The organism is Aeromonas oralensis, from assembly GCF_049665575.1.
In the GTDB taxonomy this organism is placed as follows: Bacteria; Pseudomonadota; Gammaproteobacteria; order Enterobacterales; family Aeromonadaceae; genus Aeromonas; species Aeromonas hydrophila.
The window spans coordinates 3329230-3352130 of the sequence record NZ_CP187186.1; the positions used below are offsets into that span (position 1 = coordinate 3329230).

Annotated in this window: 15 protein-coding genes and 2 pseudogenes; 11 read left to right on the top strand and 6 right to left on the bottom strand. The window is 62.4% G+C overall.

The window, feature by feature from the left end; all coding sequences use genetic code 11:
* Positions 1–2 precede the first annotated feature (2 nt).
* Positions 3–758: a YciK family oxidoreductase gene (locus ACPDZI_RS15365; RefSeq protein WP_016351568.1), complete on the top strand. Its 756-nt coding sequence runs from the start codon at positions 3–5 to the stop codon at positions 756–758.
* A gap of 99 nt (positions 759–857) precedes the next feature.
* Positions 858–1742 (top strand): LysR family transcriptional regulator, encoded by an 885-nt coding sequence (locus tag ACPDZI_RS15370; protein WP_286042331.1) that lies wholly within the window; start codon positions 858–860, stop codon positions 1740–1742.
* Between the two features lie 64 nt (positions 1743–1806).
* Here the strand turns inward: ACPDZI_RS15370 and ACPDZI_RS15375 are convergent, their stop codons facing one another.
* Positions 1807–2979 (bottom strand): MFS transporter, encoded by a 1173-nt coding sequence (locus ACPDZI_RS15375; protein ID WP_005303290.1) that lies wholly within the window; start codon positions 2977–2979, stop codon positions 1807–1809.
* 161 nt (positions 2980–3140) lie between these two features.
* On the opposite strand from ACPDZI_RS15375, the pseudogene ACPDZI_RS15380 reads away from it, so the two are divergent.
* Together ACPDZI_RS15380 and ACPDZI_RS15385 are read left to right on the top strand one after the other, a co-directional pair.
* Positions 3141–4276, top strand: a pseudogene (locus ACPDZI_RS15380) (MalY/PatB family protein).
* A 262-nt stretch (positions 4277–4538) separates the two neighbouring features.
* On the top strand, positions 4539–5927 hold the full coding sequence (locus ACPDZI_RS15385) for a TAXI family TRAP transporter solute-binding subunit (RefSeq protein ID WP_438833427.1): 1389 nt from the start codon (positions 4539–4541) through the stop codon (positions 5925–5927).
* Between the two features lie 70 nt (positions 5928–5997).
* Here ACPDZI_RS15385 and ACPDZI_RS15390 read toward each other — a convergent pair whose 3' ends face one another.
* On the bottom strand, positions 5998–6906 hold the full coding sequence (locus tag ACPDZI_RS15390) for a LysR family transcriptional regulator (protein ID WP_042007183.1): 909 nt from the start codon (positions 6904–6906) through the stop codon (positions 5998–6000).
* A gap of 188 nt (positions 6907–7094) precedes the next feature.
* Here ACPDZI_RS15390 and ACPDZI_RS15395 point away from each other — a divergent pair, with 188 nt between their 5' ends.
* The 4 genes from ACPDZI_RS15395 to ygjK all read left to right on the top strand — a co-directional run bounded on the left by ACPDZI_RS15395 (position 7095) and on the right by ygjK (position 12591).
* Positions 7095–8351 (top strand): adenylosuccinate synthetase, encoded by a 1257-nt coding sequence (locus ACPDZI_RS15395; RefSeq protein WP_135319220.1) that lies wholly within the window; start codon positions 7095–7097, stop codon positions 8349–8351.
* Positions 8352–8565: 214 nt separating this feature from the next.
* Positions 8566–9102, top strand: coding sequence for a YbhB/YbcL family Raf kinase inhibitor-like protein (locus ACPDZI_RS15400; RefSeq protein ID WP_202009315.1), 537 nt, complete (start codon positions 8566–8568; stop codon positions 9100–9102).
* Between the two features lie 11 nt (positions 9103–9113).
* Complete coding sequence (locus ACPDZI_RS15405) at positions 9114–9926, top strand: helix-turn-helix transcriptional regulator (RefSeq protein WP_268015428.1); 813 nt, start codon at positions 9114–9116, stop codon at positions 9924–9926.
* A gap of 184 nt (positions 9927–10110) precedes the next feature.
* Positions 10111–12591, top strand: a complete 2481-nt coding sequence (ygjK, locus tag ACPDZI_RS15410; protein WP_438833428.1) for an alpha-glucosidase — start codon at positions 10111–10113, stop codon at positions 12589–12591.
* A gap of 80 nt (positions 12592–12671) precedes the next feature.
* On the opposite strand, the gene tyrS is transcribed toward ygjK, so the two are convergent.
* The gene (tyrS, locus tag ACPDZI_RS15415) at positions 12672–13871 is read right to left on the bottom strand and encodes a tyrosine--tRNA ligase (RefSeq protein WP_076360313.1); all 1200 of its coding nucleotides are present in this window, start codon (positions 13869–13871) and stop codon (positions 12672–12674) included.
* 114 nt (positions 13872–13985) lie between these two features.
* On the opposite strand from tyrS, the pseudogene ACPDZI_RS15420 reads away from it, so the two are divergent.
* Positions 13986–15294: pseudogene (locus ACPDZI_RS15420) on the top strand (peptidoglycan DD-metalloendopeptidase family protein).
* A gap of 232 nt (positions 15295–15526) precedes the next feature.
* The gene (locus ACPDZI_RS15425; RefSeq protein ID WP_438833429.1) at positions 15527–16630 is read left to right on the top strand and encodes an anhydro-N-acetylmuramic acid kinase; all 1104 of its coding nucleotides are present in this window, start codon (positions 15527–15529) and stop codon (positions 16628–16630) included.
* 97 nt (positions 16631–16727) lie between these two features.
* On the opposite strand, the gene hchA is transcribed toward ACPDZI_RS15425, so the two are convergent.
* Positions 16728–17483 (bottom strand): glyoxalase III HchA, encoded by a 756-nt coding sequence (gene hchA / locus ACPDZI_RS15430; protein ID WP_438834585.1) that lies wholly within the window; start codon positions 17481–17483, stop codon positions 16728–16730.
* Positions 17484–18418: 935 nt separating this feature from the next.
* On the opposite strand from hchA, the gene ACPDZI_RS15435 reads away from it, so the two are divergent.
* Positions 18419–19684, top strand: coding sequence for a RidA family protein (locus ACPDZI_RS15435; protein ID WP_438833430.1), 1266 nt, complete (start codon positions 18419–18421; stop codon positions 19682–19684).
* Between the two features lie 138 nt (positions 19685–19822).
* Here ACPDZI_RS15435 and ACPDZI_RS15440 read toward each other — a convergent pair whose 3' ends face one another.
* Together ACPDZI_RS15440 and tkt are read right to left on the bottom strand one after the other, a co-directional pair.
* Positions 19823–20632, bottom strand: a complete 810-nt coding sequence (locus ACPDZI_RS15440) for a DUF3800 domain-containing protein (RefSeq protein ID WP_336757765.1) — start codon at positions 20630–20632, stop codon at positions 19823–19825.
* A gap of 108 nt (positions 20633–20740) precedes the next feature.
* Positions 20741–22732: a transketolase gene (gene tkt, locus ACPDZI_RS15445; RefSeq protein ID WP_029304174.1), complete on the bottom strand. Its 1992-nt coding sequence runs from the start codon at positions 22730–22732 to the stop codon at positions 20741–20743.
* Positions 22733–22901 lie beyond the last annotated feature (169 nt).

Sequence of the window (22901 nt, forward strand, 5' to 3'; positions counted from 1 at the left end):
TCATGTTCAACTATCAGGCCCCCCGGGATCTGCTCAAGGACAAGGTCATTCTGGTCACGGGTGCCGGTGACGGCATCGGCCGCGAAGCGGCGCTCACCTATGCAGCCCACGGCGCCACCGTGATCCTGCTCGGCCGCACCAGCGCCAAGCTGGAGGCAGTCTACGACCAGATCGAGGCGGCCGGCCATCCGCTACCCGCCATCGTGCCGGTGGATCTCAAAGGCGCCACCAAGAGCCACTATCTTGGCATGGCCGAGACCTTCGCCCAGCAGTTCGGCCGCCTCGACGGCGTGCTGTTCAACGCCGGCCTGCTCGGCACCCTGTCACCGTTCGAACACATCCAGGAGCAGGAGTGGGACGAGGTGATGCAGGTCAACGTCAAATCGGAATTCCTGCTGACCCAGGCGCTGCTGCCGCTCATCCGCCAGACCGCCAAGGAGCAGGGCGATGCCTCCATCGTCTACACCTCCTCCAGCGTGGGCCGCAAGGGCCGCGCCTACTGGGGCACCTATGCCATCTCCAAGTTCGCCATCGAAGGCATGATGGAAGTGCTGGCTGACGAGCTGGAAAATACCGGTGTACGGGTCAACACCCTCAACCCGGGCGGCACCCGCACCAAGATGCGGGCCAGCGCCTTCCCGGCCGAAGATCCGATGAACCTCAAGACCCCTGCCGACCTGATGCCGCTCTATCTCTATTTGATGGGCGCGGACAGCCGGGGCAAAACCGGCCAGACCTTTGTGGCCCAGCCCAAATAAATCAACAAAATAACCGCAACCCTGCGCGGCATGGGGTTACATTCAATAGGGTGCCGTCGGCACCCTGTTGCAACATCCGCTCCCTTATCAGGTTGAGATATGTTTCGTCCCAAGAGCACGTTTGAGCAATGGCGGATCTTTCAGGCCGTGGTGGACTGTGGCGGCTACGCCCAGGCCGCCGAGGCGCTGAACAAGAGCCAATCCTCTCTCAATCATGCGGTAGCCAAGCTGCAGCAGAGTCTGGGTGTGGCTCTGCTGGAGGTGAGAGGGCGCAAGGCGGTATTGACGCCGGCGGGGGAGATTTTCCTCAAGCGGGCCCGTCAGCTCAGCCAGCAGGTGGAAGAGCTGGAGAACCTGGCCAACAACCTGGAGCGGCAGTGGGAGCCGCAGATCAACCTCTATGTGTCGGTACTGCAACCGCGCGAGCGACTCTATCGGGCGCTGGCCCACTTCTATCCCCGCAGCCGGGGTTGCCGGGTCAATCTGCACGAGCGCATCCACTGCCACTTCAACGCCCTGCAGGTGGGGGATCTGATGCTCTCCGAGCACCTGCCCCACGATCGCACCGGCCTGCCGCTGGACGAGGTGTGCCTGCTGCCGCTCTGCTCGGCCGAGCACCCGCTCGCCACCCAGGGAGGCGCCATCGCCGCCGAGGAGCTGGCCAGCCACAACCAGATCAGCCTGCATCCCCCCATTCACCGCTCGGTGGACTGGAACGACGCGGACGACACCGGCTGGAAGGCAACCCACTACCACGAGGTGATCGCCATGCTCAAGCTCGGCCTCGGCTACGCCTGGCTGCCGCGCCACCTGGTGCAGGAAGAGCTCACAAGCGGTGCCTTGGTACCGCTGGTTCTGGCCAGCGGCAACGAGCGCCACCTCTATACCTATCTGCTGACTCCGTCGGCCGACGCCCTGGGCCCGGCCACCGAGCTGCTGCTGCGCTGCCTGCGCAACGAATACCAGAACGACAACGACCGCTAGGGCGCCTCCCCACCGCCATCAGACATTGAGGCGGGCGCCTCGCTCGCCCCTCACCCTTTCAGCTTCAGACGTTCGGCACCCGCCAGCAGGCGGCCAGCGCCAGCAGCGCCAAGCCCATGGCCACCATGAAGACCCCGTGGAAGCTCCAGATCTCCGCCACAGTCCCGGCGATAGCACCCGCCATGATGGAGCCGGTACGGATGCTGTTGGCGAACAGGGTGGTCGCCACCCCGGCGCGACCTGGCATCAGGTCCTGGAAGTAGGACATGCCGATGCCGGCGACGATGCCGATGAAGATGGCGTTGAGCAGTTGCAGCGCAATGAGGGCATGCTGGCTCGACAGGGTCACCAGCCCCACGTAGAAGCCAACCCCGGCCAGCACCGCCAGCAGCATCATGGGGCGCTTACCAAAGCGCTGGGTGTAGTGGCCCGCCAGCAGCATGAAGGGGATCTCGAGGGCCGCCGCCGTGCCCATCAGCACCCCGGCCAGCTTCTCCTCCAGCCCCAGCTCGCGGGTGATGTAGAGCGGCATGTTGATGAGGTACATGCTGTTGCAGGTCCACATCAGGGTGGAGGCGATGAAGAGCGCCCGCACCGACGGATCCCGCCAGCTGCTGACCCGCTCCACCTCGCTGTCCATCACCGGCAGCGGCAGCGAGGGCAGCCAGCGCCACACCACGAAGGCGCAGAGCAGATAGGCCACTGCGGAGGCAAGGTACATCACCTCGAAGCCGTAGCCGATGGCCAGCGCGAAGGCGATGGGTGGCCCTATCACCCAGGCCAGGGAGAACTGGGCCCGCAGCACCGAGCTGAACATGTCGGCCCGCTTGTTGCGGCTGTCGGCGTATTCCCGCGCCAGCGCGAACAGCTGGGGGCTGGCGGTCGCCGCCAGGCTCGCCAGCAACACCCCCAGACTCACCAGCAGCCAGTATTGCCGGTTCCAGGCAAACAGCAGGGAGAGCACCACGCCGGCGAAGCAGCAGCGCAGGATCAGCCGCTTGCGATCCCCCTTGTTGTCGGAGCGATGGCCGAGCCACTGGCTGATGAGGATGCCGATCACCGCGTTGACGGTATAGAAGAGCCCCACCAGGAAGGGGCGCACCTGCACCTCCTCGGCCAGGAACAGGCTCAAGGTAGGCACCTGCAGTGCCACCGCCACCCCGGTCATAAAGGTCACGGCCAGAAAAGAGAGCGAGACAGGATCCGTCCTGTTGCGAGCGGCGGTAAGCAAGCGCATAGAATTACCACTGATTGGAGGGAAGAAAACTGGCCAAAATTCGGCAAGTGCATGAAATGGCGCCGCTTATTTTATGTCATTATCAAGAGCTACCTCAAGGCTTGCGACCCCGTCCCCGACCCCGTACAGTGAAAGCCCACTGGCCAGCATAAGGATTTCACATGTTTGATTTTGACCGGGAAATAGATCGCAGCGGCACCATGAGCCTGAAATGGGACAAGTACAAGGGACAGGACGTGCTGCCCATGTGGGTTGCCGACACTGACTTCGTCTCCCCCCTGCCGTCATCGAGGCCCTCACGGCGCGGGTCGCCCACGGCATCTTCGGCTACTCGCGCCCCTCTCCCCGGCTGATCGAACTCATCATCACGCGGCTGGCCAGCCGCTATGGCTGGACCATCCAGCCCGAGTGGATCGTCTTCCTGCCCGGGGTGGTACCCGGTCTCAACCTCGCCTGCAAGGCCTGGAGCCAGCACGGCCGTGGCATCATCACCCCCAAGCCGGTCTACTACCCCTTCCTGCAGGCGCCGGGCTTCAACGACCGGCCGCTGCTCACAGTGCCCATGGTGGAAGAGGCCGGTCGCTGGGTACTGGATATCGAGGAGCTGGAGCGCCAGGCGCCGGCGGCGGATCTACTGCTGCTGTGCAACCCGCACAACCCGGGCGGCACCGTGTTCACCCGCGAGGAGCTGCTGGCCATCGACGCCATCGCCGAGCGCCACAACCTGGTGATCTGCTCCGATGAAATTCACTGCGACCTTTTGCTGGACAAGGACGCCCGCCACATCCCCTACGGCGCCATCAGCCCGGCGGCGGCCGAGCGCTCGGCGGTGATGATGGCTCCGAGCAAGACCTTCAACATCGCCGGGCTCTGCTGCTCCTTCGCGGTGGTGCCCAATGCCCGTCTGCGCCTCAAACTGCAGCAGGCGATGCGCGGCATCAGTGCCGACGTCAACCTGCTGGGCTTCGTGGCGGCAGAGGCGGCCTACGAAGGGGGCGAGCAGTGGCTCAGCGAACAGCTCGACTACCTGGCCGCCAACCTGGCCCTGATCGAGCAGGCGGTCGCCCGCTGGCCCGGCATCAAGCTGGCGCGCCACCAGGCCACCTACCTCGCCTGGATCGACATGAGCGCGCTCGGGCTGGACGACCCCATCGCCTTCTTCGAGCAGGCCGGGGTGGGGCTCTCCCCCGGTGCCCAGTTTGGTGACGGCCAGTTCGTGCGGCTCAACTTCGGCTGCACCCGGGCTCGCCTCGTCGAGGCGCTGGCCCGCATGGAAAAGGCCATTCTGGCGCGCTGAACACGCGCTTTCTCCCCCATGGCCCAACCATATAGGCAGTGGCGGGGCCGGCAGCAGCCGGCCCCGCAATATATTGAAGTCAGCCAGATCCGTATCCGATCGCAATAGGGTATATTTTCGCAACATGCCGCCACGACCCCGCCACCCGGGATGTCGATGGCGCCGAATACGGCACAGTGCCGCCGCCAGCAGCTGGCACGGCCGAATGCCAACCGGGATGGGCCAGCCCCATCCCTTTTATCAGCCATTGATCCGGTTCACTATGCCCCAACCAGCCTTGCCCCCTCTGCCGACTCTGCTTCGCCGCACCCTGCCCTGGCTGGCAGCGGCCTTGGCTCTGCCCCTGCAGGCAGCCACGCCTGCCTATCTCACCATCGGCACGGGCCCACTCAACGGCGTCTACTACCCGACCGGTGGCGCCATTTGCCGGCTGCTCAATGAAGAGACGGCCAGCCATGGCCTGCACTGCTCGGTGCAGAGCACCTCCGGCTCCCTTGCCAACCTGAAGGCGCTGCATCAAGGGAAAGTGCAGCTGGCGCTGGTGCAGTCCGATGTGGTGCACCATGCCGCCCACAGCACCGGTCCCTTCATGGGTCAGGCGCCCGACGACCAGTTGCGCAGCCTCTATCGGCTTCATCAGGAGTCGCTGACCCTGCTCGCCAGCGCCAACAGCAACATCAACACCCTGGCCGACATCGAGGGCAAGCGGGTCGATCTGGGCAATCCGGGCTCCGGCGAGCACATCACCAGCCAGACCCTGCTCGACGCCATGGGCTGGCAGGCCAAGAGCTTTTCTCCCGTCATCCCCGCCGCGGCCAACAACCGGTTGGAGGGACTCTGTGACGGCACCCTGGACGCCGCCTTCGTGGTGGCGGGCCACCCCAACCAGGCCATCGGCGATCTCACCGGCCGCTGCAAGGCGCGCCTCATCCCCATCGAAGGGGAGCAGGTCGACGCGCTGCTAAAACAGCATCCCTACTATCAGCGCAGCCGCATCGGCGCCAACCTCTACCCGGGCCAGCCCAGCGGCGTCAACACCTTCGCCGTCACCGCCGAGCTGGTGGCGCTGGCCAGCCTGCCAGAGGGCGAGGTGCGCACCGTGCGCGACGTGCTGAGCGGGCGACTCAAGCAGTTCACCCGCCTCCATCCGGCCCTCACCGCCCTCACCCTGGAGGGGATGCAGGGCGAGGCGGAAGTACCGCGCCACGCCGGCATGGCGGATGCCCCGCCCGCCCCCGCCCTGCTGCCCGAAGCCCTGAACCCGGCTCTGGCCACCTCGGAGGCCCTTGCAACCTCAGCGGCGCAACCCACCGAAGTGGAACGCCCCGCCGGTGAAAACACGGCACAACCTGCCGGCGAGACGGGCGCCCCCTCCCCGGAAGGCGCGCCCGCTACCTCGTCCGGGCAGACCCCTGGCGCCCTGCTGCCGACCCCCTCGGCAGCCACAACTACCGAGCCGGGCGCGAGTACCGTGCTCGAAGGGGCCGCCGTGGAGCAGGGCGGCAAGCTGACGGGCTCGACCGCGCCAAGCCCCTCTGCCGTGATGAGCGGGGAACAACCCGCCTCGCCGGCCCCCGCCGAACCGGCATCGACAGTACCGGCCGCACCGAGCGGCGCCTCACCAACCGGGAACGGCGTGCCAGCCAAGTAAGACCGCCAAACAGCCACAATGAAAGAGGCCACCCAAGGGTGGCCTCTTTTTGTTTCGATATCGGGTGGGCTCACGTCCTGGCGTCCGGCAACGGCTGCGGGCGCTGGATCTCCTGCTCCACCCAGTGCAGCAGTTGCTTGATGGCCCGCGACAGCACCTGATTCTGGCGCACCACATACCCCAAGCTGGTGCCGGGAAAGTCGGTGAGCCGGGTCACCGGAGCGGTCAGCTTGAGCCGCGGATGAATGGAGAAGTCCGGCACTATGGCCACCCCGAAACCCGCCTCGGCCCAGTCGAGCTGGGCGTCCACGCTGCCCACCTCCATGATGCGGCAGCTGGGCAGACCGAGCAGCGGCAAAGAGGGATCGATAAGCGCCCGGGTACGGGTGTCATGCCCCAGCAGGATCAGGGTCGGCTCATCGAGGGGATCGCTCTCCCCCGCCTTCGCCCGCGCCTGCCAGCGGGCGAGACCGTGGCCCAGCGCGCACCAGGTCACCTGCTGCAACTCGGTGTAGAACAGCGGCTCGCTGCGCTTTTGCGCCATCACGAAGCCCAGATCCGCCTTGCCCGCCTTGACCAGCTCAGCCGCCTGATCCGAAGTGGTGTTGAACAGGGTGAGGTCGATGCCGGGGAACTCCTGCTTGAAGCGCTGAAAGGGCTGAATGAGCAACAGGCGCGAGATGATGTCGCTGGCAGCGATGGCCAGCGTCCCCTGACTCAACTGGTTAAGGGCGTTGAGATCGGACTGGCAGAGCTGCAGCTCGGCGATGGCGCGCTCGGCGCTTTGCAGCAGCCGCTCGCCAGCCTGGGTCAGCCGAAACGGGCTGCGCTCGATGAGTTTGACCCGGGTGGCCTGCTCCAGATTCTTGAGGTGCAGGCTCACATTGGGCTGGGTCATGTGCAGTTCGGTGGCGGTCTGGCCGAAGTGCTGCAGCCGGGCCAGGGTGACGAAGGTGTGCAGCCAGTGAATATCCAGCATGGGGATCCTCTTGTGCCGCCACGGCCAAATCGAGTCCCTGAGGGGGACGTCGGCACGGCAGCGGGGTGGTTTGCCGATAAATTCACCGCAATTATATGACTCTCTTATCGGAATTATAAAGATAATTAATTTTTCTAATCCTCCTGAGCCTCCTAGGATGATCGCCTAACGTCTTAGGAGAAAGAGTCATGTCGTCTATCGTAGTCGTAGGTGCCAACTGGGGTGATGAAGGCAAAGGCCGCATCGTGGATTATCTGGCAGGCCAAGCAGGTGCCAGCATTCGCTTCCAGGGCGGCAACAACGCCGGCCATACCGTCGTCAACGACCTTGGCACCTTCAAGCTGCACCAGGTTCCGAGCGGTGTGTTCAACCCGGATTGCCTGGTCGTGCTCGGCCCTGGCATGGTGATCAGCCCCGAGAAACTGACCGTCGAGCTGGACGAAGTGAAAGCCTCCGGCGTCATTCCCAAGCTGGCCATCTCTGATCGCGCCACCCTCTGCCTGCCGCTGCACGCCATGGAAGATACCCTGGAAGAGCAGCGCCTGGGTGACGGCGCCTACGGTTCCACCCGTCAGGGCATCGCTCCCGCCTATGGCGATCGCGTCATGAAGAAGGCGATCCTGGTGGGCTGGCTGAAGCAGCCGGAAGTACTGGTCGAGCGCATTCAATTCTTCCTCGACTGGAAACTGCCGCAACTTAAAGCGCTCTATCCGACCTTCGAATTCAACCAGACCGCCCAGGAGATGGCCGACTGGCTGCTGGAAGTGTCCGCACCTTGGATCGACTCCGTCTGCAACGTCAGCATGCCGCTCAAAGCGCTGCAGGCCGAAGGCAAGACCCTGCTGTTCGAAGCCCAGCTGGGCGCCGGCCGTGACCTGATCTACGGCGAATACCCCTGGGTGACCTCCTCCCACGTTTCCGGCGCCTATGCCGGCATCGGTGGCGGCCTGCCGGGTCTGCGTCCCGAGCGCGTCATCGCTGTCGCCAAGGCGTTCAGCACCTCCGTCGGTACCGGCACCCTGCTGACCGCCATGGAGAACCAGGACGAGTTCCGCAAGATCGCCAACGAGTTCGGCGCCACCACCGGCCGTCCCCGTGACGTTGGCTACTTTGACGCCGTTGCCACCAAGAACGGTGTCGAGCTGCAGGCTGCCAACGAAGTGGCGCTGACCAAGCTGGACTGCCTGACCGGTCTGCCGGATCTGAAGATCTGCGTCGCCTACGAAGGTGCCCACACCGAGAACCCGATCTGGCCGCAAACTGCCGGTCTGAAGCCGGTTTACGAAGTGATGGAAAGCTGGAGCGAAGACATCACCGGCTGCCGCACCTTCGCCGAGCTGCCCAAAGCGGCTCAGCAGTACGTACTGCGCATCGAAGAGCTGCTGGGCGTACCGGTGCCGATGGTCTCCGTCGGCCCGGGCCGTGACGAGATGATCCTGCGCTAAGGCGCGCGATCAGCTGTCAACACAGTAAAAAACCGGCATCCAAGATGCCGGTTTTTTTTATGCCTGGCGTGCCACCGCTCTTTCGCTGCGCTCACCAGCAATCAACACAACGGCTCAGATCATGGCGGCAAGACGGCCACTTTGAGCGGTTTGGTCACTCACCTTCTCCCCCTCTTCGCTAGACTGATCCCATCATCCACCGAGGAGCCTCACCATGAAGATTGCCAAGCGAACCTCCCTGCTCTCCCTGCTGTGCGTGGCGGCCCTGCCCGCCAGTGCCATGACCCTAAAGAGCAGCGACATCCACGAAGGCCAGCTGATGGACAAGGCCTTCAGCTTCAACGGCTTTGGCTGCAGCGGTGACAACCGCTCGCCCCAGCTGAGCTGGCAGGACCTGCCGGCCGGCACCAAGAGCGTCGCCATCACCGCCTATGACCCCGACGCGCCCACCGGCAGCGGCTGGTGGCACTGGCTGGTGGTGAACCTGCCGGCCAGTCAGAGCGAGCTGCCGAGCAATGCCTCCGGCAAGCTCAAGCAGGGGCTGGAGCTCAAGACCGACTTCGGCAGCCAGGGTTACGGCGGCCCCTGCCCGCCCGCCGGCCACGGCATGCACCGCTACCAGTTTACCGCCTGGGCCCTGCCCCAGGCCCTGGAGGTGAAGGCAGACACCCCGCCCGCCATGGTAGGCTACATGCTCAACAGCATGGCCCTTGGCAAGGCCACCCTGACCGCCACCTTCGTCACCCCCTAGGAGCCAGCCCGATGAGCACGCCGCTGCTGCAACTGCACCACTATCTCGGGATCCGCCAGCAGCCGCTGCACCGGGTGCTCATCTACGCCCCCACCATCATCTGGGTGGAGCAGGGTCACAAGCAGTTGTGGTGGCAGGAGAAGCGCCTGGCATTCGATCAGGCGAGCTGGCTGCTGATCCCGGCCGGTCACCAGCTCACCTTCGTCAACCAGCCGGAGCAGGGCAAGTTTCGCTCCCGTGCGCTGACCCTGCTGACCCCGCCCCCCGTCGAATGGCTCAGCGCGGCCCAGGCCGGCCCGCTCAGGGAGCCGCGCCTGGCGGTCAGTCCGGCGCTGGCCTTCTGTTTCGAGCTGGTCTGCTCCATGGCGGAGCGGCGGCTCCATGAGGCCACCCAGGTCCAGCTGCTGCAGGGTTTTTATGCCGAGCTGCAGGCCGCCGGCGGGCTCGACCTGCTGTTTCCCGCCCACACCATGACCCTCGGTGAGCGGCTGGCCCGCTACCTTGGGGTGGAGCCGGGCGCCGACCACACTCTGGAGGGGGTAGCACCGCACTTCGCCATGAGCCGCGCCTCCATGGCGCGCAAGCTGGCCGCCGAGGGGCGCAGCTTTCGCCAGCTGCTGACCCAGGTGCGCATGAGCCACGCCCTCACCCTGCTGCAACAGGGGCTGGCACCGCTGGAGACGGCCCTCGCGTGTGGCTACGACTCCCCCAGCCGCTTTGCCGCCCGCTTCAAGCAGGAGTTCGGCCTGACCCCCTATCAATACCTGCGCACCTGCCCCTCCTCTCTCTCGCTGGCTGCCGCCAAACAAGTAAATAGTTACTAAAATATCAAGCTATGTAACCTCGTGTAACCGGGTGATCCGGCTCACACCAGCCCCTCCGGCACTGTGACGCAGCGCCAATAATCCCCTCAAAATCGCCCTATAATGGCTATCGCAAACGCTTTCACTAAAATAAACACTAAAAAACACCTTCCTTAACCTACAAAAACTGTCATTGGAGCGAGAGATGTTTCGTAAAAGTTTACTATCCGTCACCCTGAGCGTCGCCCTGTTCGGCCTCACAGCCTGCAACGGCAATGACTCCAGCAGCCCGGCCGCCCCCAGCGCCACCCTGGCGAACCAGTATCAGAACGTGATCGACCGCAGCGGCACCCCGCTCCAGTTCCGTGACTTTGACAGCTACTCCAACCTCAAATACAACCCGCTGCTCGATCTCGGTGCCTGGCACGGCTTCCTGCTGCCCGCCAGCGACAGCGAATGGGGCGGCTTTACCGGCCCCATGGTCATCGCCGAGGAGTACAGCCTGTTCTTCGCCAGCGAATTGGACAAGCTGACCCTGAGCGACGAGAGCGGCCGCGCCTTCCCGCTCACCAGCGCCAGCAAGCAGGCGCTGTACGCCATCCCGGGGGCGCTGGTGCAGCGCTTCGAATTCGAACCCTTCACCCTGGAGCTGGAGCTGCGCTATGGCGATGCCCGCACTGCGCTGGTTCGCACCCGCCTCATCAACCACACTGACGCCCCCCTCACCCTCAAGCTCAATTGGCAGGGGGAGCTGCTCAACCAGTGGGATGCCAACAAGACGGTCGCCGAGCAGTACCCCGCCTGGACCCGCACCATCAGCCAGACCGAGCGCGGCGTGGCATTCCAGTTCGGCAAACTGCGCAGCACCTGGAACATCATGCAAAGCGGCAGCGCCAGCTACCGCATCGATCGCACCCTGCCCAGCCGTACCACCCTCGACGAGCAGGGGCTCGGCTACGTGAGCGAGGCCAGCCTCACCCTGGCCGCCAAGGGCCAGCAGGATATCTACACCCTGCAGAGCTACGTCCACAGCCGTGCTGAAGCCAGTCGTTTCGAGCAGAGCCGCCAGGACCTGCTGGCCGACCCCGCCAGCCATTTCGACGACTCCATCCGCCGCTGGGAGGATTACCTGGCGCGCGGCCTCTCCAATCAGGGGATCCCGGAATCGGAGCGGCGCATCGCGGTCAAGGCGATGGAGACCCTCAACGGCAACTGGCGCTCACCGGCCGGCGCCATCCTGCACGACGGGGTGACCCCCTCCAACACCGCCCGCTGGTTCGACGGGGTCTGGGCCTGGGACAGCTGGAAGCACGCCTACGCCATGGCCCACTTCAACCCCGAGGTAGCCAAGAACAACGTGCGCGCCATGTATGACTACCAGATCCAGGCCGATGACCCGGTCCGGCCGCAGGATGCCGGCATGGTGATCGACGCCGTCTTCTACAACAAGCTCGCCGATCGGGGTGGCGACGGCGGCAACTGGAACGAGCGCGACACCAAGCCGCCCCTCTCCGCCTGGGCCATCTGGGAGATCTACAGCGCCACCAAGGACAAGGCCTTCATCGCCGAGATGTATCCGAAGATCCAGGCCTATCACGACTGGTGGTACCGAGCGCGGGACAACAACCGCAACGGCATCATCGAATATGGCGCCACCCGCCACGTCGAGCACAACGACGAGTTCGGCAACATCACCTTCAAGGTGCAATACCCGACGGGAGCACCGGTCGGGCTGGATCTGTCGAGCTGTACCGATGAGGGAGATGGCTGGTATGGCTGCGCCGGCATGGCGCTCTATCAGCAGGTATTGAGCGTTGGCGGCTACGCCGACATGGATATCGGCGCCCAGCACGGCGCCGGCTGGGAGTCCGGCATGGACAACGCCGCCCGCTTCGGCTTTATCGAGCCGGATCAGCTCAAGCGCTATGCCGACAAGACCTATGGCGGCGACATGGCCAAGGCGCGCCAGGACTGGAACGTCTTCTTCTTCGAAAACCATCAGGACGATGGCAACCTCATCGGCTTCTCCATCGATCAGGAGTCGGTGGAGCTCAACGCCTTCCTCGCCAAGGAGAAACGCATCCTGGCCGACATGGCCGAACTGCTCGGCAAGCCGGACGAGGCGAGCCGCTATCGCGAAGGGGCGGCCCAGCTGGCCGGCTATATCAACAGCTGCCTGTTCGATGAGGCCTCCGGCTTCTATTACGATCGCCAGATAGCCCAGGGGGATCTGCCCGACGCCAACGGCTGCGTCGGCAAGCTGTTGACCGCCCGCGGCCGTGGCCCGGAAGGGTGGAGCCCGCTCTGGGCCGAGGTGGCGGACAAGGAGAAGGCGGCGCGGGTACGCGAGGTGATGCTCAATGCCCAGGAGTTCAACACCAGGGTGCCGCTCGGCACGGCGGCGCTGACCAACCCGGCCTACGACCCCGACATCTACTGGCGCGGCCGGGTCTGGCTGGATCAGTTCTACTTCGGGGTGAAGGGGCTGGAGAACTACGGCTATCGCAGCGATGCCCAACAGCTCGTCAACAAGCTGTTTGCCAACGCCGAGGGGCTGGCGGGCAGCGGCCCCATCCGCGAGAACTACAACCCGGAGACCGGCGCCATGCAGGGGGCCAGCAACTTCAGCTGGAGCTCGGCCCACCTCTACATGCTCTATCGCAACTTCCTGAAAACCGAGGGTTGATCCCAACCAACCCGGTCAATGATCCAACAAAAAGGCCTCCGCAAGGGAGGCCTTTTTATGGCGGCGCCAGAGGTGGCGACTTACTTGACGGTCACCCGGGCAAACTTGCGCTTGCCGACCTGGTAGACGGCGGTACCGGCACCGATGAGTGCCTTGCCATCGTCCAGCTTCTCGCCATCAACCTTGACCGCGCCCTGCTTGATCATCCGCAGCGCTTCGGAGGTGGTGGCCACCAGATCGGCATCTTTGAGCAGGTTGGCAATGGCCAGCCCTTCGCCTTCCAGCGCCAGCTCGACTTCCGGCATTTCGTCCGGAATGGCGTTCTTGGAGAAGCGCTGGGTGAAATCTTCGTGGGCCGCTTCGGCCGCCGCTTCGTCGTGATAACGGGCGATGATCTCCTTGGCCAGCCAGATCTTCACGTCACGCGGGTTGAGAGTGCCGGCAGCAATGCCTGCCTTGAACTCTTCGATTTCAGCCAGCGGACGGAAGGAGAGCAGCTCGTAGTAGTTCCACATCAGATCGTCGGTGATGGACATGATCTTGCCGAACATTTCGCCCGGAGCATCGTGCACGCCGATGTAGTTGGCAGCGGACTTGGACATCTTCTTGACGCCGTCCAGGCCCACCAAGAGCGGCATCATCAGCACGCACTGGGTCGCCATGCCGGCATCTTTTTGCAGCTCGCGGCCCATCAGCAGGTTGAACTTCTGATCGGTACCGCCGAGCTCGACGTCCGCCTTCAGCGCGACCGAGTCATAGCCTTGCAGCAGCGGATAGAGGAATTCGTGAATGGCGATGGACTGGCCGTTGCTGTAGCGCTTCTTGAAGTCGTCGCGCTCCATCATGCGGGCCACGGTCTGCTTGGCCGCCAGCTTGATCATGCCGGTCGCGCCCAGCTCGCCGAGCCAGGTCGAGTTGTACTCGATGCGGGTCTTGGCGGGATCGAGGATCTTGAACGCCTGCTCGGCATAGGTGAGGGCGTTGTGCTTGATCGCCTCTTCGGAGAGCGGCGGACGGGTGGCGTTCTTGCCGGAGGGGTCACCCACCATGGCGGTGAAGTCACCGATCAGCAGGATCACTTCATGGCCCAGATCCTGGAAGGTCTTCAGCTTGTTGAGGATCACGGTATGACCCAGATGAATGTCGGGAGCCGTCGGGTCCATCCCCAACTTGATGCGCAGTGGGCGCCCTTCTTTCAACTTGGCGACCAGTTCTTCTTCCACCAGAATTTCTTCCGCTCCGCGCTTGATCTCGGCTAGCGCCACCTCGAGCTGGGACATTTTTTGACTCTCCAATCACGATTCCACAGGGCCAGACATATTACTGGAATGGCGGGCCAATTGGAAAGGCGGTAAACTCCGACATTCTTCCCGGCTCAACTTCGTCTGCTTCTCATGGTCATTTGGCACGCCTTCAACTCTCTCCCTCACTGGCACCGCAAGATGGTGCTGATCCTGAGCATCATGGTGATGATGCTGGCGGCCTGGCCGAGCGAACAGGCAGTCGCTACCCGGGTCGATGACAACGGCAACGAGCTGGCCATGGAGCAGCAGGTCGACGAGGAAGCGCTGCTGGCCGAAGCCAAGCCCGTCGCCCCCCAAGCCGAGCTACATCACCAAGCAGGTGAAGGTACGCAGCGGTGACAACATGGGGGTCATCTTCCAGCGCCTCGGCCTCAGCACCACGGATCTGCACCTCATCGACCAGCTCGAGGGCACGGATACCCTGCGCCTGCTCAAGCCGGGCCAGGAGCTCACCTTCAAGCTCACCAAGGGCGGCGAGCTGCACAGCCTCTACTACCCCCACAGCCTGGAGCAGGCGCTGAAAGTGAGCCGCAAGGCCGACAGCTTCGTGGCCAGACCGGTCAAGCTCGAACTCGACACCCGCGAACAGGTGGCCAAGGGCGAGATCCGCTCCAGCTTCTGGGGCGCAGCCGTCGACGCCGGCATGACCGAGGATCAGATCATGGACTTGGCCGCCATCTTCGGCTGGGACATCGACTTCGCCCAGGACCTGCAGCCGGGCGACAGCTTCCGGGTGGTCTACGAAGAGAAGTACCAGGATGACGAGCGGGTTGCCTCCGGCGACATCCTGGCCGCCGAGTTCGTCAACCAGGGCACCGCCTATCGCGCCGTGCTGAACGAGGATGGCAACTACTACACCCCGGATGGCAAGGCGATGCGCAAGAGCTTCCTGCGCGCACCGGTCAACTTCAAGTACATCAGCTCCAACTTCAATCCGCGCCGGCTGCACCCGGTCACCGGCAAGGTGCGCCCCCACAACGGCATCGACTACGTGGCGCCGGTGGGGACCCCCATCATGGCGGCGGGCGGCGGCAGCGTGGTGGCCGCCGGCTACAACCAGTTCAACGGCAACTACGTCTTCATCAAGCACGCTGGCAACTACGTGACCAAGTACCTGCACCTCTCCAAGCGCACCGTCAACAAGGGGCAACGAGTCAAGCAGGGCCAGACCATCGGCCTGCTCGGCGGCACCGGCCGAGTCACCGGCCCACACCTGCACTATGAGTTCGTGGTAGGCGGCGTACACAAGAACCCGCGCACCCTCAACCTGCCCCAGGCGGAGTCTCTCAGCGGGCGGGCGCTGGCCAACTTCAAGGCGCAGGCCATACCCCAGCTGGCCAAGCTGGACAGCCCGGAGCTGCAGCTGGCCCAGAACAAGCGGGCCAACGGCGGCAATTGACCCACAAGGAGCCGTCATGAGCGAGCGTTATATAGGCTTGATGCCGGGTACCAGAATACGGCATGGGATCGAGGCCGCTTCCTCTCTCACGTGCGTTTTCCCGCTCTGCAAGTAAGGAAGCCCCATGACTGAACGCTATATAGGCTTGATGTCCGGTACCAGAATACGGCATGGGATCGAGGCAGCTCCCTCTCTCACGTACGTTTTCCCGCGCTGCAAGTAAGGAAGCCCCATGACTGAACGCTATATAGGCTTGATGTCCGGTACCAGCATGGATGGTATCGACGCCGTGCTGGTGCTGATCGAGGGGGATGAACTGCGGGTCGAGGCGGCTCTCAGCCACCCTTGGCCCACCGCGCACGAGCTGCACGCCCTCTGCACCCCGGGCGACAACGAGATCGACCGCATGGGGGTGGCCGACAACCTGGTCGCCCGCGAGTTTGCCGCCGCCACCCACGCCCTGCTGGCCAAGGCGGGGCTGACTCCCAAGGATATTCGCGCCCTCGGCAGCCACGGCCAGACCATCCGCCACCGCCCCCAGCTCGGCTTTACCCTGCAGATCGGCAACGCGGCCCTGCTGGCGGCGCTGACTGGCATCGATGTGGTGGCCGATTTTCGCACCATGGACATGGCCCTCGGCGGTCAGGGGGCGCCGCTGGTGCCCGCCTTCCATCAGGCCTTCTTTGCCCACCCCGGCGCCCTGCGGGTGGTGCTGAACCTCGGCGGCATCGCCAATATCTCGGTGCTGCCGGGGCAGGCGGACGGCGTCTATGGCTTTGATACCGGCCCGGCCAACACCCTGCTCGACGGCTGGTATCGCCGCCATCACCCCAAGGGAGCCGGCTACGATGCCGGCGGCCAGTGGGCGGCCAGCGGCCAGCTTATCCCCGAACTGCTGGAGCAGTTGCTGGCTCACCCCTACTTTACCGCCCCCCACCCCAAGAGCACCGGGCGGGAGATGTTTACCCTGGCGTGGCTCGATGGCGAGCTGGCCGGCCACGCCCATGCCCCGGCGGATGTGCAGCGCACCCTGCAATCCCTCACCTGCCACAGCATCGCCCGCCAGTTGCCCGCCCACAGTGACGCGCCAACCCGGCCCGAGCTGTATGTCTGCGGTGGCGGCGCCCATAACGCCCCGCTGCTGGCGGAGCTGGCCAGCCTGCTGCCCGGCTGGCGCATCGCCAACACGGCCGAGCTGGGGATCGCCCCCGACTGGATGGAAGGCGCGGCGTTTGCCTGGCTGGCGCAGCGCTTTATCCACCGCCAACCCGGCAACCTGCCCGCCGTCACCGGTGCCAGCCGCCCGGCGATACTGGGTGCCCTCTATCCTGCCTGAGCCAATAAAGCAGGGCCGTCTCTCGACGGCCCTGCGGTTTTATTTCTTGCCTGATTTCCTGCCCGCTCTGCCAGCCCCTCTTGCGAGGGGCGTGACGCTATCGTCGGCTCACTGCCTCCAGCAGGGTAGTGGCGGCCAGCTTGCCAAGCGGATTGCCAGCCAGCGGGCTGTCACCGGTCAGCAGATTGCGATCCCGGCACACCTCCCCCGAGATACCGCTGTTGACGATCTCAAACCCCATCCCCTTGAGCCGCTCGCCAAACTTCCAGGTGAGCCGGCCCGGCATATAACCGATCGCCGGCGTCTGCTCATCCAGCGCATCGGGGAAGGCACAGATCCGGTAGCCGGCGAAGGTGTGCGGATTGGCCACCGCCAGCAAGGCCGCCGGCCCGTGGCAGAGGGTGATGATGAAACGCTCGTGCGCCATCGCCCACTCCAGCAGCGCCTTGACCTCGGCGCTCTCGGGCAACCCCATCAGGGCGCCGTGCCCGCCGGGAATGAACACGCCGAGGTAGTCCGAGTCGGGGGCCTGCACCTGGGCCAGCAGATCCGCCAGTTTGGCGGGCTGGCGGAACTGCCCCTGGTATTTGCCATAGAGCCCCACCACCGCCTCATCCTCCGTCGGCATGGCCCACCACTCGAACTTGACTGGATTGCCCGACAGGGTGGCCACCTCAAAGGCAAAGCCCGCCTTGTCGAGGTGATACATGGGCAGCAGGGTTTCCACCGGGTGGTTGCCGGTAGAGAACAGGGTGCCGTTGTCGGTGGGCAGATAGCGCTCGTCGGCCCCGATCAGCAGGATCTTCCAGCGGCCCGCCGCGATAGGGGGCGGGATAGTCGGCCCCCGCCAGATCCGACTTGCGCGAAGTGAACTGGCTCAATGAATAGGGGGAAGGGAAAAAGGCATTCTGCTCCGCCGGATCCGGAGTCGGTTGCCTGTCGTCAATCAGCTTCTCGGTCATGGGACTCTCTCCATCATGGGTTGACTCGCTCTCACAATATTGGCTGACAGGGGCCGGGTAAATGCGCAGCGCCCTTCCCTCTGACAGAGCTCTGACGCACGGCGCCCGCGCAGCCAGGTCCTGTTCGCAGCGTTGAAAATATATGGCATATGCAGGGTGGCGTCCTGCCCGCCTGGTTGCCGTATCCGGCAGTGAACGGCGCCCCTCATTTCCCTCCACTCTTGCCACCCCAGCTTATTGCCATGCAGATGGACTGAATGTTATTTCAATGGCTATCTTGCGGCTCACTTCAGGCATATTTTTGGCCTTCTGAAAAGCCCTTCACCAGGCCGAAAAATAAATAGCTATGCAAAACCGGGATAATATCCTGCAAGTTGGTCAGAATCATTAACCTGGGATTTACAGCTGGTAACCTGAATCGACGCTAATAAAGGTGCCATCAGCCGCCTGCATGGCAAAAAGTGGGAGCGCCATCACCTTTATTGGTCATTCTGGTCATGCATTGAATAGCAAAGTGAATATATTTCACTCTGTTGAGCCACCTCATAGAAACCGGATCCCGGTTTGCATCCGCTGGCGAACGCCCCCTAGAATCCTCCCGTCTGAATCATCAAGCCGATTTATTTCTCCCTTATCCGTTTGCACGCGCCGGCGGCACCGGCACAAGGCTTTACACAGTCATGACCATGGTCCCTTGCCCCCGTCGCCCTGCGGCGGGAACGGGCAACTGTTGCCGCCATCATGGGTATCGCCCTGCGTGACGCATTCGGCCAGGGAAGAGCAACGCGGCCTGACCCTACATCAAAAACGAAAAAGGAGTATCGCCATGAGTGGTACCATCATCAAGTCAGCCAGAAATACCGCCAATGCACCGCAGGATCTGAGCCCCAGCACCCAGAGCGTGGCGTTCTCCCACTACAACAATATCTCCGCCCAGCTGCCGGTCGACCCGAAAACGGGCGCGCTGGTCGCAGGGGATATCAAGGCGCAGGCCAGACAGTGCCTCACCAATATCAAGGCCATCGTCGAGAGCATCGACCATGTGATGGATGACGTGGTCAAAATCACGGTGTTTCTCAAAGAGATTGCCGATCTCGACGCGGTCAACGCCGTCTATGGCGAGTTCTTCCCGCGCCTGCTGCCGACCCGCACAGTGCTGGCGGTGGCCGGTCTGCCGCTCGGCGCCGCCATGCAGATGGACGCGCTCATCTCCAACGGTGAAGGCACCTTCCCGCAGGCTCCCTGCCCGCTGCTGAAGCTCTCCCGCAATAGCGACAAGGCGCCGCAGGATCCGCTCTCGACCCACACCGTCGCCTTCTCCCACTACAACAATATCGGTGCTCAGCTGCCGGTCGATGCCGCGTCGGGCCAGCTGGTCGCCGGTGGCATCCAGCAGCAGGCTGGCCAGTGCCTGCGCAACATCAAGCACGTGCTGGAGAGCATCGATGTGCCGTTTGACGATATCGTCAAGGTCACCGTCTATCTGACCAGCCTGGCCGATCTGGACGCCGTCAACGAGGTCTACACCACCTTCTTCCCGGACTCCGCCATTGCCCGCGCCGTCGCCTACCTGCCGGCGCGCAGCGTGATCGTGGCCGCCGCCCTGCCGCTGGGCGCCCGGGTACAGATGGATGCGGTCATCTCCCACGGTGACGGCACCCCGCCACAGCTGGTGGAAGACAGACACAATCTGGTGATCAGCGCCCGTAATACCGACAAGGCGCCGAGAAGCCCGCTGCACACCCAGACTGTCGCCTTCTCCCACTACAACCACATCGCCGGCCAGCTACCGGTTGATCTGGCCACAGGCAAGATCCTGACCGGTTGCGTCAAGGAGCAGACCGCCCAGTGCCTCGGCCATATCAAGACCATCGTCGAGAGCATCGGCCACGTGATGGACGATATCGTCAAGGTCAATATCCAGGTGAAGAACATCGCGGATCTGGCAGATGTGGATGCCATCTACACCAAATACTTTCCGGCCTATCTGCCCGCCCGCACCGTGATTGGCGTGAGCGAGCTGCCCGCCGGTGCCCTGGTGCAGATTGATGCGGTGATGTCCAACGCGGAAAGTACCCCGCCGCAGGCATAAGACATGCCCTGAACAATAAAAAAGAGACCGGCTATATGCCGGTCTCTTGTTTGGTAACAGGAAGGGATATTATTTTTATGGCATCGACGCAAATATGCGAACGTTCGATGACGCATCGCTAATCTAACCTACGGACTATTACCTATCAGGCCTCACTTTATCAAGATATAAACGCTGTATATAATCATAATGTTCTGAGTCAAGCTCGTCTAAGCCAACTTGTATTTTTTGAGCCCCTTGATAATTAAAATTAGCGAGGTCGATATAATTTAGAATGGTGTCATCCGTTTCGGTTCTATTATCCTTAACTGCCAGCAGTTGAGTTTTGTTTAAACAGTAGGCAGCAAAGTCTGCTATTTGCAAAAAGGGATTCTTATCTGAACGCATAAAAGAAATTGACGAATTATTAGTGATATCATTTAGAATAGGGATTTTCATAGATGACCCCGCCTTTCTACGTCCTTCGTCAAAAACGATTGATACGGGCACTTTATAATTATTCTCGAGCAAATAGCGTCTAGTTCTAGATAGCGCCATAAACATAGCCATATCTTTATGATCTGATAACTTTAATTGACCATGCCTCAATGATTTAAAGTGCTCAGCGTTATTTCTAGCATAATATGACGGAGCCCATGTTTGGTTTATACAGGTAAAGTTGTAGCGTGAAAAAATTTCGCAAAAACTCTTAAAAATACCTAATCTTTTATCATTACAAACATGAGCCCATTCACCTTGTGCATTCATAATATCTGTTAAGTGGCACTCTGTTGTACCAAACATATCTTTAAATAATGCTAACGCACTATTCATCTCCCTACTAACTTCATCGATCAAGTAAGATTCAAAAATAACCCCAACATACGTCTTACGTTCAGGATCTAAAAATCTAGAATTTACTTTTTTACCTGGAGACCCTGTGTCATCAAATGCAATCAATGAACTCACGATAAAACTCCAATATATAAATAGTTCATATAATAACGCCCTCCATCTTGCGATGGAGGGCATTTTATCGTTCCGGCTATTGGGCCTAAGCGGCCCAATGATCAGCTATTACAGGGATTCTGCGGTCGCAACCACGTTTTCCACGGTAAAGCCGAATTCCTTGAACAGCAGCTCGGCCGGTGCGGACTCACCGAAGGTGGTCATACCGATGATCTTGCCGCCGAAACCGACGTACTTGTACCAGTAGTCGGCGATACCGGCTTCGATGGCCACACGCTTGGTGACGGAGGCCGGCAGGACGGACTCTTTGTACTCGGCAGACTGGGCGTCGAACACGTCGGTGGCCGGCATGGAGACCACGCGCACGGCACGGCCCTTGGCAGTCAGCTGCTCATAGGCAGCAACGGCCAGTTCCACTTCGGAACCGGTGGCGATCAGGATCAGCTCAGGCTTGCCGGCGCAATCCTTCAGCACATAGCCACCCTTGGCGGTATCGGCCAGTTGCTGGGCGCTGCGGTCCATCTGGGCCAGGTTCTGACGAGAGAAGATCAGCGCAGTCGGGCCGTCGGTACGCTCGATGGCGTGCTTCCAGGCGATGGCGGATTCAACCTGGTCACACGGACGCCAGGTGCTCATGTTCGGGGTCAGACGCAGGGAGGCGATCTGCTCGACCGGCTGGTGAGTCGGGCCATCTTCACCCAGACCGATGGAGTCGTGGGTGTAAACGAAGATGGCGCGCTGCTTCATCAGGGCGGCCATGCGCAGGGCGTTGCGGGCGTATTCCATGAACATCAGGAAGGTGGCGCCGTAAGGGATGAAACCACCGTGCAGGGCGATACCGTTCATGATGGCGGACATGCCGAACTCGCGGACACCGTAGTGGATGTAGTTGCCGGAGGCATCGTCGTTGGTCAGGGACTTGGAACCGGACCACATGGTCAGGTTGGACGGCGCCAGGTCGGCAGAACCACCCATGAACTCCGGCAGCAGCTTGCCGAAGGCTTCCAGCGAGTTCTGGGAGGCTTTGCGGGTCGCGATCTTGGCCGGGTTGGCTTGCAGGGTTTCGATGATCTTGGCGGATTCAGCAGCCCAGTTGGCCGGCAGCTCGCCAGCGGTACGGCGCTTGAATTCGGCAGCCAGGGTCGGGTGAGCGGCTTCATAGGCGGCGAACTTGGCAGCCCAGTCGGCTTCCAGTTTGGCGCCCTTCTCCTGACCGTTCCACTCGGCAGCGATGTCGGACGGGATAACGAACGGCGCGTGGTCCCACTTCAGGAAGGCACGGGCGGCGGCGATCTCGTCGTTGCCCAGCGGTGAGCCGTGGCAGTCGTGGGAACCGGACTTGTTCGGGGAACCGTAACCGATGATGGTGCGGCAGCAGATTAAGGAAGGCTTGCCGGTCTCGGCCTTGGCGGCTTCGATGGCAGCGTTGATCGCTTCCGGGCTGTGGCCGTCAACGGCGGCAATCACGTGCCAGCCGTAAGCTTCGAAGCGCTTGACGGTGTCGTCGGTGAACCAGCCTTCCACGTGACCGTCGATGGAGATGCCGTTGTCATCCCAGAACGCGATCAGTTTGCCCAACTGCAGGGTACCGGCCAGGGAGCAGGCTTCGTGGGAGATACCTTCCATCAGGCAGCCGTCACCCATGAAGGCGTAGGTGTAGTGGTCGACGATGTCGTGACCCGGCTGGTTGAACTGCTCGGCCATGGCCTTCTCGGCGATCGCCATGCCGACGGCATTGGTGATGCCCTGACCCAGCGGACCGGTAGTGGTTTCAACGCCCGGCGCGTAACCGTACTCCGGGTGACCCGGGGTGCGAGAGTGCAGCTGGCGGAAGTTTTTCAGATCGTCGATGGAGAGGTCATAACCGGAGAGGTGCAGCAGGGAGTACAGCAGCATGGAGCCGTGGCCGTTGGAGAGAATGAAACGGTCGCGGTCGGCCCACTTGGGGTTGTTCGGGTTATGTTTGAGGTGGCTGCGCCACAACACTTCGGCGATATCCGCCATTCCCATGGGGGCGCCCGGGTGACCGGAGTTGGCTTTTTGAACGGCATCCATACTCAATGCGCGAATGGCATTGGCAAGCTCTTTACGAGAAGGCATCTGTATCTCCTGCGATTGCTTCATTTGATGGCCAAGATTAAGGCGCGTTATTGTCCCAGCAGGGGGCGCGGCGTGCAAATATTATCTGGGCGAATAAAGTGGCTTTGGGAGCTCAATCGCTTTTCTTGACGGGGCAAACGATTGAGTCGTAACCGCTTTACACCCCAAA

What these genes read in the sequence shown, in the direction of transcription:
- ACPDZI_RS15365 (WP_016351568.1), top strand. Translation starts at nt 3, where the DNA reads ATGTTCAACTATCAGGCCCCCCGGGATCTGCTCAAGGACAAGGTCATT.
- ACPDZI_RS15370 (WP_286042331.1), top strand. Translation starts at nt 858, where the DNA reads ATGTTTCGTCCCAAGAGCACGTTTGAGCAATGGCGGATCTTTCAGGCC.
- ACPDZI_RS15375 (WP_005303290.1), bottom strand. Translation starts at nt 2,979, where the DNA reads ATGCGCTTGCTTACCGCCGCTCGCAACAGGACGGATCCTGTCTCGCTC.
- ACPDZI_RS15385 (WP_438833427.1), top strand. Translation starts at nt 4,539, where the DNA reads ATGCCCCAACCAGCCTTGCCCCCTCTGCCGACTCTGCTTCGCCGCACC.
- ACPDZI_RS15390 (WP_042007183.1), bottom strand. Translation starts at nt 6,906, where the DNA reads ATGCTGGATATTCACTGGCTGCACACCTTCGTCACCCTGGCCCGGCTG.
- ACPDZI_RS15395 (WP_135319220.1), top strand. Translation starts at nt 7,095, where the DNA reads ATGTCGTCTATCGTAGTCGTAGGTGCCAACTGGGGTGATGAAGGCAAA.
- ACPDZI_RS15400 (WP_202009315.1), top strand. Translation starts at nt 8,566, where the DNA reads ATGAAGATTGCCAAGCGAACCTCCCTGCTCTCCCTGCTGTGCGTGGCG.
- ACPDZI_RS15405 (WP_268015428.1), top strand. Translation starts at nt 9,114, where the DNA reads ATGAGCACGCCGCTGCTGCAACTGCACCACTATCTCGGGATCCGCCAG.
- ygjK (WP_438833428.1), top strand. Translation starts at nt 10,111, where the DNA reads ATGTTTCGTAAAAGTTTACTATCCGTCACCCTGAGCGTCGCCCTGTTC.
- tyrS (WP_076360313.1), bottom strand. Translation starts at nt 13,871, where the DNA reads ATGTCCCAGCTCGAGGTGGCGCTAGCCGAGATCAAGCGCGGAGCGGAA.
- ACPDZI_RS15425 (WP_438833429.1), top strand. Translation starts at nt 15,527, where the DNA reads ATGACTGAACGCTATATAGGCTTGATGTCCGGTACCAGCATGGATGGT.
- ACPDZI_RS15435 (WP_438833430.1), top strand. Translation starts at nt 18,419, where the DNA reads ATGAGTGGTACCATCATCAAGTCAGCCAGAAATACCGCCAATGCACCG.
- tkt (WP_029304174.1), bottom strand. Translation starts at nt 22,732, where the DNA reads ATGCCTTCTCGTAAAGAGCTTGCCAATGCCATTCGCGCATTGAGTATG.